The 17327-nt window shown below is 73.5% G+C and carries 12 protein-coding genes; 9 read left to right on the top strand and 3 right to left on the bottom strand.

What is annotated here, in order from left to right; translation table 11 throughout:
* Positions 1-277: 277 nt before the first annotated feature.
* The 4 genes from ACFXG1_RS16995 (at position 278) to nudC (ending at position 10017) form a co-directional block, all read left to right on the top strand.
* Entirely contained in the window at positions 278-3772 is a 3495-nt protein-coding gene (locus tag ACFXG1_RS16995) for an ATP-dependent helicase (protein ID WP_384743244.1), read from the top strand.
* A gap of 112 nt (positions 3773-3884) precedes the next feature.
* Complete coding sequence (locus ACFXG1_RS16990; protein WP_384711551.1) at positions 3885-7493, top strand: UvrD-helicase domain-containing protein; 3609 nt, start codon at positions 3885-3887, stop codon at positions 7491-7493.
* 10 nt (positions 7494-7503) lie between these two features.
* Complete coding sequence (locus ACFXG1_RS16985) at positions 7504-8901, top strand: dipeptidase (RefSeq protein WP_384711554.1); 1398 nt, start codon at positions 7504-7506, stop codon at positions 8899-8901.
* A 159-nt stretch (positions 8902-9060) separates the two neighbouring features.
* The gene (gene nudC / locus ACFXG1_RS16980) at positions 9061-10017 is read left to right on the top strand and encodes an NAD(+) diphosphatase (protein WP_384711558.1); all 957 of its coding nucleotides are present in this window, start codon (positions 9061-9063) and stop codon (positions 10015-10017) included.
* A 103-nt stretch (positions 10018-10120) separates the two neighbouring features.
* Here nudC and ACFXG1_RS16975 read toward each other — a convergent pair whose 3' ends face one another.
* Positions 10121-10378 carry a mycoredoxin gene (locus ACFXG1_RS16975; RefSeq protein WP_384711562.1) on the bottom strand — a complete coding sequence of 86 codons (258 nt, stop codon included), beginning with the start codon at positions 10376-10378 and terminating at the stop codon, positions 10121-10123.
* A gap of 320 nt (positions 10379-10698) precedes the next feature.
* Here ACFXG1_RS16975 and ACFXG1_RS16970 point away from each other — a divergent pair, with 320 nt between their 5' ends.
* The 5 genes from ACFXG1_RS16970 to ACFXG1_RS16950 all read left to right on the top strand — a co-directional run bounded on the left by ACFXG1_RS16970 (position 10699) and on the right by ACFXG1_RS16950 (position 14555).
* Positions 10699-12816: an ATP-dependent DNA helicase UvrD2 gene (locus ACFXG1_RS16970; RefSeq protein WP_384743275.1), complete on the top strand. Its 2118-nt coding sequence runs from the start codon at positions 10699-10701 to the stop codon at positions 12814-12816.
* Between the two features lie 163 nt (positions 12817-12979).
* Positions 12980-13357 (top strand): hypothetical protein, encoded by a 378-nt coding sequence (locus ACFXG1_RS16965; protein WP_384711564.1) that lies wholly within the window; start codon positions 12980-12982, stop codon positions 13355-13357.
* Positions 13358-13546: 189 nt separating this feature from the next.
* A complete protein-coding gene (locus ACFXG1_RS16960; RefSeq protein ID WP_384711567.1) occupies positions 13547-13924 on the top strand; it encodes a WhiB family transcriptional regulator in 378 nt (125 codons plus the stop codon).
* Positions 13921-14244: a hypothetical protein gene (locus ACFXG1_RS16955; protein WP_384711570.1), complete on the top strand. Its 324-nt coding sequence runs from the start codon at positions 13921-13923 to the stop codon at positions 14242-14244. Before ACFXG1_RS16960 ends, ACFXG1_RS16955 begins: the two co-directional genes overlap by 4 nt.
* A 107-nt stretch (positions 14245-14351) precedes the next feature.
* Entirely contained in the window at positions 14352-14555 is a 204-nt protein-coding gene (locus ACFXG1_RS16950) for a hypothetical protein (protein ID WP_384713376.1), read from the top strand.
* A 50-nt stretch (positions 14556-14605) separates the two neighbouring features.
* Here the strand turns inward: ACFXG1_RS16950 and ACFXG1_RS16945 are convergent, their stop codons facing one another.
* Positions 14606-16060 (bottom strand): ABC1 kinase family protein, encoded by a 1455-nt coding sequence (locus tag ACFXG1_RS16945; RefSeq protein WP_384713373.1) that lies wholly within the window; start codon positions 16058-16060, stop codon positions 14606-14608.
* Between the two features lie 61 nt (positions 16061-16121).
* The gene (locus ACFXG1_RS16940; protein ID WP_384743237.1) at positions 16122-17270 is read right to left on the bottom strand and encodes a TOMM precursor leader peptide-binding protein; all 1149 of its coding nucleotides are present in this window, start codon (positions 17268-17270) and stop codon (positions 16122-16124) included.
* Positions 17271-17327: the final 57 nt, after the last annotated feature.

The following is a 17327-nucleotide window of genomic DNA, read 5'->3' as shown; positions in this document are numbered from 1 at the left end:
CGGCCCCGGGCGTCCTCGCACCGGGGCCGTACGCCGCCGGGCCGTCGTGAAGTCCGCGCGGGCCGGACGGCGTTACGGACGGTCTCGCGGGCGGCCCTGCGGACACCCGCCCCGGCGGCGGCCCGGCGGTGTACGGACCCGGCCTCCGGAGCCCCGGCGCCCACCGCCCCCGCGGACTTCGCGACACCCCCGGACAGCGGGGTAGCGTCATCAGCGCGTGGCTTCGGCCCCGCCCGCTCCATCAGCACCACCACACCCACCAGGACCGGCGATCCACGTGAGTTCCTCCTCCACCACCGGGCGTACGCCGTATCCGCGATCGGCGCGGTACGGGGCTTCAGCACGCCCTGCTCCGGGGCGCGGAGGCCGGAACCCGAACGCGTACCGGCTGGTGCGCACCCCGCCGGGAACGACGGATCCCCCCCTCCTTGACGCCGCGCAGCGCGCCGTGGTTGACCACGGCCACGGCCCCCTGCTCGTCCTCGCGGGCCCCGGTACCGGTAAGACCACCACCCTCGTCGAGGCCGTGGCCGCCCGGATCGCGGCGGGCACCGACCCCGAGCGGATCCTCGTCCTCACCTTCAGCCGGAAGGCCGCGGTCGAACTCTGCGACCGTATGGCCGTACGCCTCGGCGGCGCCCACGGCCCCCGGGCGACGACGTTCCACTCCTTCTGTTACGCCCTGATCCGCGCCCATCAGGACGCCGACCACTTCGCCGAGCCGCTGCGGCTGCTCTCGGGGCCCGAGCAGGACGTCGCCGTACGCGAACTGCTCGCGGGCCATATCGGCCTCCAGGCCGACGGGCTGGCCCGCGACGAGTGGCCCGACGAGCTGAGGGCCTGCCTCACCACCCGCGGCTTCGCCGACGAGGTACGCGCCGTGCTGGCCCGCAGCCGGGAGCTGGGCCTCGACCCCGCCGCGCTGAAGCGGTTCGCCGACCGCACCGGCCGGCGCGACTGGCGGGCCGCCGCGTCCTTCCTCGCCGAATACCTCGACGTCCTCGACATGCAGGGCGTCCTCGACTACGCGGAGCTGGTCCACCGGGCCGTCCTCCTCGCCGAGCGGACCGCGCCCGCGCGGAGCTTCCCGCACGACTTCCCCTACGACGCGGTGTTCGTCGACGAGTACCAGGACACCGACCCGTCCCAGGTGCGGCTGCTGCGGGCGCTGGCGGGCGGCGGCCGGACCCTGGTCGCCTTCGGCGACCCCGACCAGTCCATCTACGCCTTCCGGGGCGCGGACGTGAACGGCATCCTCGACTTCCCGACCGCCTTCCCGCACACCGACGGCACCCCCGCGGGCGTCGCCGTGCTCACCACCTCCCGCCGCAGCGGCGACGCGCTGCTGGCCGCCACCCGTCTGCTGACCCGCCGGATGCCCCTCACCCGGCTGCCCGCCGACAAGGTCCGGGCCCACCGCGAGCTGGCCGCCGTCCGGGAGGGCGGCGCGGTCGAGGCGTATACCTATCCCACGTCCTCCGCCGAACTGGACAACATCGCCGACGTCCTGCGCCGGGCGCATCTGGAGGACGGCGTCCCCTGGCACGACATGGCGGTCCTCGTCAGGGCGGGCAGCCGGACCATACCGGCGGTCCGGCGCGCCCTGACCTCGGCCGGGGTCCCGCTGGAGATCGACGGCGCCGATGTGCCCCTGCGCCATGAACCCGCGGTCGCGCCCCTGCTCACGGCCCTGCGGGCGGTCGCGACGCCGATCGCGGACGGGGACGCGGACGGGGACGGAGACGCGGACGCGGACGGGGACGGTGTCGCCGATGCCGACGAGGATGGCGCGGTGGCGGCCGGTACCGGCGACGGCGACGTGGACGTGGACGTGGAGGGTGGCGGGCCGGACACCTCCGGGGACGTGCCGGAGCACACCACCGCGATCTCCCCGCTCGACACCGAGACCGCCCTCACCCTCCTCACCTCCCCCCTCGGCGGGATGGACGCCGCCGACCTGCGGCGGCTCGGCCGCGCCCTGCGCGACGAGGAACGCGCCGCCGGGAACCGGCTGCCGCCACCCTCCGACCTGCTCATCGCCCGCGCCGTCGCCGAACCGGAACGGCTGGTCGTCCACGACCCCGGCTATGCCCGCCGCGCCCGTGAACTGGGCCTCCTGCTGGCCAGAACCCGGGCCGTCCTCGACGGCGGCGGCACCGCCGAGGACGCCCTGTGGGAGCTGTGGAACGGCACGTACTGGCCCCAGCGCCTGGAGAACGCGGTCCTGCGCGGCGGCGCGGCCGGGCGCAACGCCGACCGCGACCTCGACGCCGTATGCGCCCTCTTCGACACTGCGGCCCGCGCCGAGGAGCGCACCGGTGGACGGGGCGCGCTCAACTTCATCGAGGAGATCGAGGCACAGGACATCGCCGCGGACACCCTGTCCGCGCGCGAGACCCGCCCCGACGCGGTACGGCTCATGACGGCCCACCGCTCCAAGGGCCTGGAATGGGGGCTCGTCGTGGTCGCCGGAGTACAGGAGGGCCTCTGGCCCGACCTCCGCCGCCGCGGCTCCCTCCTGGAAGCCGACCGCATCGGCCGCGACGGGCTCGCCGAGCCCCTCACCCCCGGCGCGCTCCTCGCCGAGGAGCGCCGCCTCTTCTACGTCGCCGCCACCCGCGCCCGCGACCGGCTCGTCGTCACCGCCGTCCGGGCCCCCGCCGACGACGGTGATCAGCCGTCCCGCTTCCTCACCGAACTCGGCGTCGAACCGGTCGCCGTCGCGGGCCGCCCCCGGCGCCCCCTCGCCGTCTCCGCGCTCGTCGCGGAGTTGCGGGCCACCACCGTCGACCCCGCGGCGACACCCGCGCTCCGCGACGCCGCCGCCCGCCGGCTGGCCCGGCTCGCCACCCTCCGCGACGACGAGGGCACCCCCCTCGTACCCGCCGCACACCCCGACCGCTGGTGGGGCCTGTACGAGCCCACCCACAGCACCACCCCCCTGCGGGACGCCTCCCGCCCCGTCGCCCTCTCCGGGAGCGCGCTCGACCAGCTCGCCAACGCGTGCGCCCTCCAGTGGTTCCTGGGACGGGAGGTACGGGCCGACGCGCCCGCCACCTCCGCGCAGGGGTTCGGCAATGTGATCCACGTCCTCGCCGACGAGGTCGCATCCGGCCGCACCCCCGCCGACCTCGCCGTCCTGATGGAACGCCTCGACTCGGTGTGGGGCGCCCTCGCCTTCGACGCGCCGTGGAAGTCCGAGCAGGAGAAACACCAGGCCCGGGTGGCACTGGAACGCTTCCTCCGCTGGCATGTGATGGACCGCGGCGGCCGGATTCCCGCGGCCACCGAGCACGCGTTCGACGTCGTCCTGGAAGCGGGGGAGTACGAGGTACGGATCCGGGGCTCCATGGACCGCGTCGAGAAGGACGCGGACGGGCGGGCGTACGTCGTCGACTTCAAGACCGGCAAACAGGCCCCCACCGGGGACGAGGTCGCCCGCCACCCCCAGCTCGCCGTCTACCAGCTGGCGGTACGGGAGGGCGCGCTCGACGAGCCCTTCGCGGGCGGCGACGGCGACCGGCCCGTACCCGGCGGCGCCGAACTCGTCCAGCTGCGACAGCCCGCGCCGCGCAAGGAGGGCGGCGACGAGCTGCCCCGGGTCCAGGCGCAGGAGCCGCTGGAAGGCGAATGGGTCGGCGACCTGCTCGCCACGGCGGCGGGCCGCGTCCTCGACGAACGCTTCACCCCCACCACGGGCACACAGTGCGCGAACTGCGCGTTCCGCTCCTCCTGCAGCGCCCGCCCGGAGGGCAGGCACGTCATCGACTAGCCGCTGCCCGTTGCCCGCCGCGGGGGAGGTCGCTCCCCCGCGAGTCGGTCGATCCACGACCCCGCCCGGAGGGGACGCGGGGGCTGTCAGAGGGGGGTCGTAGCCTCGGAGCATGGAACGCGCTCGGATCGACGACCCCGAGCAGCTCAAGGAGCTGCTCGGGATCCCCTTCACCCCGGAGCAGACGGCGTGCATCACCGCGCCGCCCGCCCCGCAGGTCGTCGTCGCCGGAGCCGGGTCCGGGAAGACGACCGTCATGGCCGCCCGCGTCGTCTGGCTCGTCGGCACCGGCCGGGTCGCCCCCCAGGAAGTCCTCGGGCTCACCTTCACCAACAAGGCCGCCGGGGAGCTCGCCGAACGCGTCCGTACCGCCCTCGTCCGCGCCGGGGTCACCGATCCCGACCTGATCGACCCGGACAACCCCCCGGGCGAGCCCCGGATCTCCACCTACCACGCCTTCGCCGGGCAGCTCCTCACCGACCACGGCCTGCGGATCGGCCTCGAACCGACCGCCCGGCTCCTCGCCGACGCCACCCGCTATCAGCTCGCGGCCCGTGTGCTCCGGGAGGCCCCGGGGCCGTACCCCGCGCTCACCCGCTCCTTTCCCACCCTCGTCGGCGATCTGCTCGCCCTCGACGCCGAACTGTCGGAACACCTCGTGGAGCCCGAGCGGCTCGCCGCGTACGACACCGGGCTGCGGCACGCCCTCGACGACACCCGCCTCGGCAACGCCGAACTCCGGAAGATCCCCGAAACCGTCGCCGCCCGCCGCGAGCTGCTCGAACTGACCACCCGCTACCGCGCGGCCAAACGCTCCCGCGAGCTGCTCGACTTCGGCGACCAGATCGCCCTCTCCGCCGAGCTGGCCCTCACCCGGCCCGAGACGGGACGGATCCTGCGGGACGAGTTCAAAGTCGTCCTCCTCGACGAGTACCAGGACACCTCCGTCGCCCAGCGGATCCTGCTGTCCGGACTCTTCGGCCGCGGCACGGGCCACGCCGTGACCGCCGTCGGCGACCCCTGCCAGGCCATCTACGGCTGGCGCGGCGCCTCCGTCGCCAACCTCGACGACTTCCCCGAACACTTCCCCCACCGCGACGGCCGCCCCGCCACCCGCTACGCCCTGAGCGAGAACCGCCGCAGCGGCGGCAGGCTGCTGCGGCTCGCCAACGGCCTCGCCGCCCCCCTGCGCGCCCGCCACGCGGGCGTCGAGGCGCTGCGCCCCGCGCCCGGCGCCGAGCACGACGGCGGTGTACGGATCGCCCTGCTGCCCACCCACGCCGAGGAGATCGACTGGATCGCCGACTCCGTCGCCCACCTCGTCCGCACCGGCACCGCGCCCGGTGAGATCGCCGTCCTGTGCCGTACCGCCGGCGACTTCCCCGAGATCCAGGGCGCCCTCGTCGCCCGGGACGTCCCCGTCGAAGTCGTCGGGCTCTCCGGACTCCTGCACCTCCCCGAGGTCGCCGACCTCGTCGCCGTCTGCGAAGTCCTCCAGGACCCGGGCGCCAACGCGTCGCTCGTCCGGCTCCTCACCGGCCCGCGATGGCGGATCGGACCCCGCGACCTGGCACTCCTCGGCCGCCGCGCCCGCCTCCTCGTCCACCGGCAGTCCTCCGGTCAGGACCCCGCCGAAGCCGACGCCGACGAGCGGCTCGCCGCCGCCGTCGAGGGCACCGACCCCGCCGAAGTGGTCTCCCTCTCCGACGCCCTCGACACCTTCCTCGAATCCACCGGCGGAACACCCCAGGGCGGCCCCGGCGACGAGCTGCCGTTCTCCGCCGATGCCCGGGTCCGCTTCGCGCATCTCGCCGCCGAGCTGCGGGAGCTGCGCCGAGCCCTGGGCGACCCCCTGATGGACGTCCTGCACCGCGTCCTCGGCGCCACCGGACTCGACGTCGAACTGTCGGCGTCCCCGCACGCGCTCGCCGCCCGCCGCCGCGAGACCCTCGCCAACTTCCTCGACATCGCCGCGTCCTTCGCCGGACTCGACGGAGAAGCCACCCTCCTCGCCTTTCTCGGCTTCCTGCGGACCGCGGCCCAGTACGAGAAGGGCCTCGACAACGCCCTCCCCGGCGGCGAGAACACGGTCAAGGTCCTCACCGCCCACAAATCCAAGGGCCTGGAATGGGACGTCGTCGCCGTCCCCGGACTCGTCACCGGACAGTTCCCCAACGAACGGGGGCGCGAGGCATGGACCTCCCACCCCCAAGTGCTGCCGCACGCCCTGCGCGGCGACACGGCCACCCTCCCCGACGTCACGGCCTGGGACGCCAAGGGCCTGAAGGCGTTCAAGGAGGGGATGAAGGAGCACCAGCACACTGAGGAGCTGCGCCTGGGGTACGTCACCTTCACCCGCCCCCGGTCCCTCCTGCTGGGCTCCGGGCACTGGTGGGGGCCCACCCAGAAGCGCCGCCGGGGCCCTTCCGCGTTCCTCACGGCGCTCTACGAGCACTGCGAGGCCGGGTTCGGCGAGATCGAGGCCTGGGCGGACGAACCCGCCGCCGACGCCGTCAACCCGTCACTCGCGGAGACCGGGCCCGACCACGCCTGGCCGCTGCCGCTCGACCCGGAGTCCCTGCGCCGCCGCCGCCGGGCCGCGGAAACCGTCCGGGCCCACCTCCGGCGGGCCGAACTCCACCGCGCGGACCCCCCGGCCCCCGATGACCACGGCGAACCCTTCCCCGAAGACCTGCACCCCGAAGACCTGCACACCGATGACCTCTTCCCCGAAGGGCTCGACGACGAGGACGCCCCCGACGAGGAAGGCGACCCGGGCGACACCTACGACGACCCGTACGCGTACGACGACGTCCCCGGAGCCGGAGCCGGGGACGGAGCCGGGGACGGAGCCGACCCCGGAGCCGTACTGCCGCGTCAGCCGTCCGGGACCCGCCCGCCCCGCCCCGCGTCCGGCGACGACGACCTCACCCCCGAGGAGCTGCGCGCCATCGCCTCCTGGGACCGCGACCTCGAAGCCCTCTCCGGGGAGCTGCGCCGTACCCGCGCCGCCGTCCGGGACGTCCCCCTGCCCGCGTCCCTCACCGCGTCCCAGCTGATGCGTCTCGCCGCCGACCCCGACGGCTTCGCCCGGGAGCTGGCCCGGCCCATGCCGCGCCCGCCGCAGCCCGCGGCCCGGCGCGGTACGCGCTTCCACGCCTGGGTCGAGTCCCGGTTCGAGGAGCTGCCGCTGCCCATGCTCGGCCCCGACGAGCTGCCCGGCGGCGATCCGTACCGGACCGAAGGCGAAGGGGACGGCGGCGACGTATCCGACATCACGGATGAGCGCGACCTCGCGGAGCTGAAGGAGGCGTTCGCCCGTACGCCGTACGCCGCCCGTACGCCGTATCGGATCGAGTACCCGTTCCGGATCACCCTCGCCGGGCGCGTGGTCCGGGGCCGGATCGACGCCGTCTACCGCACCCCGGCCGCCGACGGGACCCCCGCCCGATTCGAGATCGTCGACTGGAAGACCGGCAGATCCACCACCGCCGACCCCCTTCAGCTCGCCGTCTACCGGCTCGCCTGGGCCGAGCAGCACGGCCTGGCGCCCGAGGACGTCGCCACCGCCTTCGTCCACATCCGCAGCGGCGAGATCGTCCGGCCCTCCCGGCTGCCCGGCCGGGACGAGCTGGAGCGCCTCATCGGCGGCGGCCCCGCGCCCGCCGGGACCCCCGTCGGGGCGGGGACGGCGGCGGAGCGCGACCCGTACGCCGGTTAGGCTCATACACATGAGCGACACCTCGGACAGCGCCGTCCGTACGTACATCCGGCGGCACCGCGACGTCTTCCTGCACGACCTCGCGGAATGGCTGCGGATCCCCTCCGTCTCGGCTCAGCCCGAGCACGCGGAGGACGTCCGGCGCAGCGCCGACTGGCTGGTGGCCGCCCTGCGGGACACCGGCTTCCCGGTCGCCGAGGTATGGCCGACGGGCGGCGCCCCGGCCGTCTTCGCCGAGTGGCCGTCCGACGACCCCGGCGCACCCGTCGTCCTCGTCTACGGGCACCACGACGTCCAGCCCGCCGCCCTCGCCGACGGCTGGGAATCCGAGCCGTTCGAGCCCCGGATCGCCGACGGCAGGCTGTACGCCCGCGGCGCCGCCGACGACAAGGGGCAGGTGTTCTTCCACACCCTCGGGGTCCGGGCCCATCTGGCCGCCACCGGCCGTACCGCCCCCGCCGTCCATCTGAAGCTGCTGATCGAAGGCGAGGAGGAATCCGGCTCGCCGCACTTCCGCGCCCTCGTCGAGGAACGGGCCGAGCGGCTCGCCGCCGACACGGTGATCGTCTCCGATACCGGGATGTGGTCCGAGACCACCCCCACCGTCTGTACCGGCATGCGCGGACTCGTCGACTGCGAGATCGAGCTCCACGGGCCGGGGCAGGACATCCACTCCGGCTCCTTCGGCGGCGCCGTACCCAACCCGGCGACCGTCGCCGCCCGGCTCGCGGGCGGCCTCCACGACGCCGGCGAACGCGTCGCGATCCCCGGGTTCTACGACGGGGTCGTCCCCGTCGGCGACACCGAGCGGGAACTCTTCGCCGAGCTGCCGTTCGACGAGGCCGAATGGCTGCGGACCGCCAAGTCGTCCGCCACCCTCGGCGAGGCCGGATACACCACACTGGAACGGATCTGGGCCCGCCCCACCGCCGAGGTCAACGGCATCGGCGGCGGCTACCAGGGCGTCGGCGGCAAGACGATCGTCCCCGCCTCCGCCCGGCTGAAGCTCACCTTCCGGCTGGTGGCGGGGCAGGACCCGGACGCCGTCGAGGTCGCCGTCGCCCGCTGGGTCGCCGACCACGTCCCCGACGGCATCCGCTACGACCTCTCCTTCTCCGCCTCCACCCGGCCCTGCCTCACCCCCCTCGACCACCCCGCGCTCCAGTCGGTCGTCCGCGCCATGAGCAGGGCCTTCGACGGGCAGAAGGTCCTCTTCACCCGCGAAGGCGGCTCGGGACCCGCCGCCGACCTCCAGGACGTCCTGAAAGCACCCGTCCTCTTCCTGGGCATCTCGGTACCCTCCGACGGCTGGCACGCGCCCAACGAGAAGGTCGAGATCGACCTGCTGCTCAAAGGCGTGGAAACGGCCGCCCACCTGTGGGAGGACCTCGGGACCGCGCCGCGCTGACCCCGCGCCCGGCCCGCAGCCCCCGACCCGCAGCCCCCGTCGCGCCCGCCGAAGCCGTCCAGCCAGGCCAGCAGCCCAGCAGCCCAGCCGGCCCAGACCAGAACGTCAGAGACCGCCCGACCGCCGAACTGGAACCCGTCCGGGGGAGTTGGAAGTACGTTGAGCACCGAGAGCCAGGCCACCGCCGATCAGCCCATCAGCCTGACCGCAGCCAGCGGGATCGACCGCGAGGCCCACCACCGGCTCGACGAGGCATGGCTGGCGGCGGCGTGGAGCCACCCGACGACCCGGGTATTCGTGGTCTCCGGCGGTCGCGCCCTCGTCGACGACACCCCGGACGGCCGCACCGAACTGGTGATGACCCCGGCCTTCGAGGCTCCCGTCACCGAGACCCACCGCTATTTCCTCGGCACCGACCCCGCCGGCGTCCGCTACTTCGCCCTCCAGAAGGACACCCTGCCCGGACGGATGGACCAGTCCGCCCGCCCGGCGGGCCTGCGGGAAGCCGGAATGCTGCTCTCCGCGCGCGACGCGGGGCTGCTCGCCCACGCCGTCGCCCTGGAGAACTGGCAGCGGCTCCACCGCTTCTGCTCGCGCTGCGGGGAACGTACCGTCATCGCCGCCGCCGGCCATGTCCGCCGCTGCCAGGCGTGCGGCGCCGAGCACTACCCCAGGACCGACCCCGCCGTGATCATGCTGATCACCGACGAGGACGACCGGGCCCTCCTCGGCCGCCAGCTCCACTGGCCCGAAGGACGCTTCTCCACCCTCGCGGGCTTCGTGGAACCGGGGGAGTCGCTGGAGCAGGCCGTGCGCCGGGAGGCGTATGAGGAGGCCGGAGTGGTCGTCGGCGACGTGGCGTACGTGGCGAGCCAGCCCTGGCCCTTCCCGTCCAGCCTGATGCTCGGCTTCACGGCCCGGGCGACCACGGCCGGGATAACGGTCGACGGGGAGGAACTGCACGAGGCACGGTGGTTCTCCCGCGACGACCTCGCGGACGCCTTCGCGACCGGGGAGGTCATGCCCCCGTACGGGATCTCCATCGCGGCCCGGCTGATCGAGACGTGGTACGGGAAGCCGCTCCCCAGGCCCGGCGGCAACGGCACGACGGCATAGCGCCCGGGCGGCCCCGACGGCCCGCCGGTCCCTCGACGGAAAACGGGCCCCGACCGGCGAACGGTCGTGGCCCGTGGCCCGTGGCCCGGGGGCCAGGAAGCCGTCAGGCGCCCAGCGCCTGCTTCACCTGTGCGAGGCTCGGATTGGTCATCACGACCTCCGCACCGCCGCCGACCGGCACGATCTGCACGGTCGGCACCGTCTGGTTGCCGCCGTTCGCCTTCTCGACGAAGGCCGCGGAGTCCGGGTCCTGCTCGATGTTGATCTCGGTGTACGCGATGCCCTCGCGATCCATCTGGCCCTTCAGCCGACGGCAGTATCCGCACCACGTGGTGCTGTACATCGTCACAGTGCCCGACATCGTCCTACGACTCCTCTGTCCTGCTGGGGGCGTCCACGCACCCGTCCGGCGCGGTCCCATACGGTGCGATCCGCACCGCGTAGAACGTACGTGACACGGCCACCATTCCCGTATCCGCTCCCCTGTCCCCTGCCGTACGCGCTCCGGTATCCGCCACCGGGAACGGGCCGCCCCGGCCCCACCACCGGCATCGGTACGACTATTCGCACCCCTCTGTGGACAACCGCCGCACCCGCCCCGAGGGACCTGGCAGCATGGGTGGGGTGACAGCAGCAACGCACTCCTCACTCTTCCCGCAGGTCCCCGAGTCGGCCGACGCGGTGCTCGACGGGCTCGACCCCGAGCAGCGCGAGGTGGCGACCGCCCTGCACGGCCCGGTGTGCGTGCTGGCGGGCGCCGGCACGGGCAAGACGCGCGCGATCACCCACCGCATCGCGTACGGCGTCCGGGCGGGGATACTCCAGCCCGCCAGTGTGCTGGCCGTCACCTTCACCAACCGCGCCGCGGGCGAGATGCGGGGACGGCTGCGCGAACTCGGCGCCGGCGGCGTCCAGGCCCGCACCTTCCACTCCGCCGCCCTTCGGCAGCTCCAGTATTTTTGGCCGAAAGCCATCGGTGGCGAAATGCCCCGGCTTCTCGAACGCAAGATCCAACTCGTCGCCGAGGCCGCGGCCCGCTGCCGGATCCGGCTCGACCGCAACGAGCTACGCGATGTGACCAGCGAGATCGAGTGGGCCAAGGTCACTCAGACCGTGCCCGCCGACTACCCCGCCGCTGTCGCCAAATCTCTGAGGGACGCCCCCCGCGACCCATCGGAAATCAGCCAGATCTATGCGCTGTACGAGCAGCTCAAGCGCGATCGCGCGGTGATTGATTTCGAGGACGTCCTGCTGCTGACCGTCGGCATCCTCCAGGACCGCCACGACATCGCCGACCAGATCCGCCGCCAGTACCAGAACTTCGTCGTCGACGAGTACCAGGACGTCAGCCCCCTCCAGCAGCGACTGCTCGACCTCTGGCGCGGCGACCGGGAGAACATCTGCGTCGTCGGCGACGCCAGCCAGACGATCTACTCCTTCACCGGGGCCACCCCGGACCATCTGCTGGACTTCCGCACCCGCCACCCGTCGGCGACCGTGGTCAAACTCGTCCGCGACTACCGCTCCACCCCTCAGGTCGTCCATCTGGCCAACGGCCTCCTCGGCCAGGCCAAGGGGCGCGCCGCCCAGCACCGCCTCGAACTGGTCTCCCAGCGCGACCCCGGCCCCGAGCCCGCCTACACCGAGTACCCCGACGAACCCGCCGAGGCCGAGGGCACCGCCCGCCGGATCCGCGACCTCGTCGCCGCGGGCGTCCCCGCCGGGGAGATCGCCGTCCTCTACCGCGTGAACGCCCAGTCCGAGGTCTACGAGCAGGCACTGGCCGACGCCGGAGTGCCCTACCAGCTCCGCGGCGCCGAGCGGTTCTTCGAACGCCAGGAGGTCCGGGAAGCCGGGGTCGCCCTGCGCGGCGCCGCCCGCGCCGGGTCCAACGACGCCCTCCTCGACGACGCCGAGGACCTGCCCTCCCAGGTCCGCGCCGTGCTCTCCACCAAGGGCTGGACCGACCAGCCGCCCGCCGGATCCGGCGCCGTCCGGGACCGCTGGGAATCCCTCGCCGCCCTCGTCCGGCTCGCCGAGGACTTCGCCCGGTCCCGGCCCGGCGCCGGCCTCGCCGACCTCGTCACCGAACTCGACGAACGGGCCGCCGCCCAGCACGCCCCCACCGTCCAGGGCGTCACCCTGGCATCCCTGCACTCCGCCAAGGGCCTCGAATGGGACGCCGTCTTCCTCGTCGGTCTCACCGAGGGCATGATGCCCATCACCTACGCCAAGACCGACGAGCAGGTCGAGGAGGAGCGCCGCCTGCTGTACGTGGGCGTCACCCGCGCCCGGCTCCACCTCTCCCTCTCCTGGGCCCTCTCCCGCTCGCCCGGCGGCCGGGCGGGCCGCCGCCCCAGCCGCTTCCTCAACGGCCTGCGGCCCGGCTCCGCCGCCCCCGGCACCCGGACCGCCGGCGGTGGTGGCGGAGTGGAATCCGGCGGGTCGGGCCGCCGCAAGCGCCGCGGACCCGTGCTCTGCCGGGTCTGCGGCAAGACCCTCACCGACGCCGGTGAGATGAAGCTGATGCGCTGCGAGGACTGCCCCTCCGACATGGACGAGGCGCTCTACGAACGCCTCCGCGACTGGCGCTCCGGGCAGGCCAAGGAGCTCGGCCAGCCCGCCTACTGCGTCTTCACCGACAAGACCCTGATGGCCATCGCCGAGGCCGTCCCCGGCGACGAGCGCGAGCTGAGCGCGATCTCCGGTGTCGGAGGCCGCAAGCTGGACCGCTTCGGCGCCGACGTCCTCGCCATCTGTGCAGGCCAGGAGGTGGAGAGCGCCCCCGAGGAGGCGTGAGGAAAACTCGTCGGAAAAATAGTTTGCGCATGCCCGACCAGCCCCATAGGTTCTTAACCACGAGAACGGGCGCTTCACTGAAGCCCTGTCCTCGTGATGTACTTATCCGAATACATGTGACCGGCCCCGGCCGGTCCCGAGACGCCGAGAGGAGGCGAGTGCAGTGATCACCATCAAGACCGACAACACCAGCTTCGTCCGTATCAACCCGATGACCGATCGCCCGGCCGTCGCCTCCGCCTGCTCGCTCGGCTTCTCCGCGTCGCTGATCGCCAATGGCAGTGGTCTCGGCAACGGCACCGGTCTGTCCGGTGGCCTGGCCGCCTTCCCTGCCACCTCCCTGCGCGCCGAACTGTCGGCTCAGGGAGTGGAGCGGGTCGAGCGACCGACCGGGGCACTGGCAGCAGCAGCGGCAAAGGCCCGGGTCATGGGCTATGCCCTCACCGCAGCCGGTGCCGTGAATTCGACGCAGCAGACGAAGCAGCACCCCACCACCAAGTGGGCCTTCCGTGGGCCAGAACCCTGGAGTGATCCAGCCTGATCTGATCAGGCCGGCGCCTTCAGGGCCGCGGAACCCCACTCGGGATCCGCGGCCCTTCTGTTTTCCCCGAACAGGGGAGGACGGCACGAAGGAGCCTCGGGACAGCACCACCGGTACCAGCCCCCCGGCACCGCCGGGGGACCGCCAACCGGCAACCAGCCGGACCGACAAGACGAGGAACGACACACCGTGCAACTCGAAGCGCACGCCCCGTCCGTACCGCCTTCCCAGACGATCTCCCCGCCCGCCCACTCGGAGGACTCCCTCTTGACCAGCCCCGCCCCCCTCACCGCGCTGACCGCGCTCGACGACGCCATCGAGAACCTCGGCGTACCGGTTCCCTGCCGCTCGTTCGACCCCGAGGTCTTCTTCGCCGAGTCCCCGGCGGACGTCGAGTACGCCAAGTCCCTCTGCCGCACCTGCCCGCTGATGGAGGCCTGCCTCGCGGGCGCCAAGGAGCGGCGCGAGCCGTGGGGTGTCTGGGGCGGAGAGCTGTTCGTCCAGGGCGTCGTCGTCGCCCGCAAGCGGCCCCGTGGTCGTCCGCGTAAGAACCCGGTCTCGGTATGAAAACCATCGGCACCATCGACCGCCCCTACGCGCACGATCCCCAGAAGCAGGACCCCATGCCCACTGCCGTGAACGAGCTCCCGCGCTCGGCAACCACAGACGTCATCACCACCGGCGCGGCCGACGCCCGCCAGAACAGGACCCACGCCATGCAACTCATCCCAGAAGCCATGGCGCGCGCGCAGATGCGCGAGCGCCTGCGCGAAGCCGACGCGGAACGCCGGGCCATGCGCCTGGTCGCCGCCCGGCGCATGCAGCGCCGCGCCGAGCGCGCTTCCCTGCGTGCCCGCCGGGCGCTCGCCATGGCCGTCATGAACTGAGTCGCCCGAAACCGTGCGACAACAGCCCGCGGGGGCCGGTCCGTCAGGACCGGCCCCCGCGGTGCGTTGACCCCGACCGGCATCCCGGGCGGGGGTATCGTCACCGGGTGGACCAGCAGAAGACTCCCCGCCCGAACGACACGGGCGCCGAGACTGTCGTGTGCTCCCGCTGCGGCCGGGACGCCCCGGGACCGACCCCCCTCACCTGGACCTGCTCCATGGAGAACGGCACCCGCCACCACTTCTGCGACACCTGCGCCCGCGCCAACCTCCGCGCCATCGAAGGCCGCCTCGACTCCACCTGGTGGTAACCCGGCCCCGGCCGGCGCGGAGCCGGCCCGACCTCCCCCTTCTGCTGCGGTCAGACCCGGGTGGTGGCCGGGGCCGGGTCCGCGTCGGGGTCCTCGGAGGCGTGCGCGGCGCCGGGATGCCCGTCGTCGTCGTACTCGTCGGCCTCGTCGTACTCCTCGTACTCCGCGAAGAAGCCCGGGACCCAGTCCTCCAGTTCGTCCCGGAGGCGGACGGTCGCGTTGAGCTGGCACAGCACACCGATCGTGCTCAGCGTCACCCGGTGGATCAGCAGATACGACGGTGGCAGATTGAGCTGTTTGCCCATCTGATGCGCGGGGGAGCGGATATCGGCGAGACTGGCGGCCTGGGACCGCATCCAGCTCCGGGTGAAGGTGAACTCCTCCAACTCGGCCGGTTCCATGATCGGCAGCAGATACTCCAGCACCGCGTCCGGGTCGAGATCGTACTTCTCCTTGACGAACCCCTCCTCCCGCAGCGTCTCGTAGACCCCCTCCGCCTCGCCCTCCAGCGTCATCCGCAGACAATCGCCGATCACCGCAGGCAATCCGCCGGGGAGCCGGTCGACCGTGCCGAAGTCGAGCACCCCGAGGCGCCACTCCTCCCCGTCCTCCCCGTCGTCGCCGGGTATCCCGGGCACCAGGCGGAAGTTCCCCGGATGCGGATCCGCGTGCAGCAACCCGGTCCTGGCCGGACCCGAGAACAGGAACCTCGCCAGCAACTGCCCCGCCCGGTCACGCTGCTCCTGAGTTCCCCCGGCGATCACCTCCGCGAGCGGTATCCCGTCCAGCCACTCCGTGACCAGGATCTGATCCGACTGATGCACCACATCCGGGATCACGACATCCGGATCCCCCGCGAACTCCGCCGCGTGGGCCCGCTGCGCCTCGGCCTCCAGCGCGTAGTCCAGCTCCTCCGCCACCCGGTCGCGCAACTCGGCGATCAGCGGTTTGACGTCCATGCCCGGCATCAGCGGGCCGAGCAGCCGGGCGAACCGGCTCAGCTGGGCGAGGTCGGACAGCAGGGCCGCACCCGCGCCCGGATACTGCACCTTCACCGCGACCCGCCGCCCGTCCCGCCAGACCGCGCGATGGACCTGGCCGATCGAAGCCGCCGCCGACGGAACGTCATCGAACTCCAGGAACGACTCCCGCCACTGCTCGCCCAGCCGCTCCGCGAGCACCCGGTGGACCGTGCTCGTCGGCATCGGAGGAGCGGCCTCCTGCAACTTCGTGAGCGCCGCGCGGTACGGGCCCGCGACCTCCTCGGGCAGCGCGGACTCGAAGACGGACAGAGCCTGCCCGAACTTCATCGCCCCGCCCTTCAGCTCCCCCAGCACCTTGAACAGCTGATCGGCCGTCCGCTGCTGGAGCTCCCGGGCGACGATCTCCGCCGGTCTGCCCCCGATCCGCTTGCCGAGCCCCCAGGTGGCCCGGCCCGCGACCCCCAGTGGCAGTGCGGCCAACTTGACAGTCCGAGTGACCGCCTTGCGGGGAAGATCAGACATACGCCCCTCCTAATCCCGAAAGCTGTGCCCAGCGAGCCCTGCGGTATGGCCCCGTGACGCGTTACCCCGCCATTCTCCCGGAGACCTCAGGTGTATCAGGGGTGTCCTCCCCCTCAGTTTTCCGGTGGGAGCCGCAGGGGCAGCGGGGATGAGGGGTGAGCGTCTCCCTGCGCCAGTCCAGCAGCGGCAGCGATGTCTCCCAGCGCGCGCCCGCGGTGAGCGGCAGCTCGCCGTCGAGGAAGGAGAGCGCGTGCGCCGCCGCCAGGCCGGCGACCGTCGAGGCCAGGGACAGATCGCAGGCGGGCACCGGCACCCGGCGGCCACCCGAGCGCCACTGGGCCAGCAACCGGGGCCCGTCCGGGTCGCGGTCCGTGCGGCCCAGCTCCAGACAGCCCGCGCAGGCCGTGCCGCCGGGCAGGACCAGGGGGCCCACCACACCGGTCGCCTCCACCACCCCCGCGTACAGATGCGGGACACCGCCCGCGACCCAGTCGGCCGACAGAGCCGGATCGGGGACATAGGCCCCCAGACCGTCCCGCGGGCAGACCAGCACCAGGGCGAGCCCCGGCTCCCCGGAGGCGTCTGCGGCCCCGCCCGGCGCGGAGCGCGGCGGCCGGGTCGGCGCGGCCCGCCGCACCAGGCGCCGGGCCGCCAGATCGCGGCGCTCCCCGACCGCGCCGGCCGGCAGCCCGCCGGGCGCCACGTCCCCCGGCTCCGTACAACCGCCGTCGAGGACCTCGACGCCGCCGACCCCGGCCGCCGACAGCAGCGCCGCCACCGACGCCCCGACCCGGCCCGCGCCCCGGACCTGGACCCGGACGGCCCGCCGGGCCGCCAGCCGGCGCATCCCGCCGCCCGGCTCCCGGTCGACCACCGACAACGAGGCGGCGTCGGGACGGAGCCGGTCGAGCGCGCCCTTGCGCCCGCGCAGGGCGTCGGCCGCCGGGCCGCCCAGCGTCGCATCGTCGATCAGGCCCGCCGCCGTCAGCCGTCTGACCAGCGTCTCGGCCAGCCCGTCCGGCAGGCCCATCGCCCGCGCCTCACGGCTCAGCAGTTCGATCCCGCGCGTCCCGTCGAGCAGCTCCAGTAAGGAGCCGGTCGCCGTGTCCACCGGGCCGATCGACACCGCGTGGGCGGGTGTCACCCCGAACTGGACCGTGTGCCGTTCGCGCCAGGCGCGCCGTAACGCCGGTTTCACCATCGGATGCATCGCACGTCCCCCGCTTCTCCCGCCGATTCCGTTCGGTGTGTCCGGCGCGGTTCCGTG

Origin of the sequence: Streptomyces sp. NPDC059248 (assembly GCF_042753905.1) — a bacterium.
GTDB lineage: Bacteria > Actinomycetota > Actinomycetes > Streptomycetales > Streptomycetaceae > Streptomyces.
This window is presented reverse-complemented; position numbering and strand designations above follow the sequence as displayed.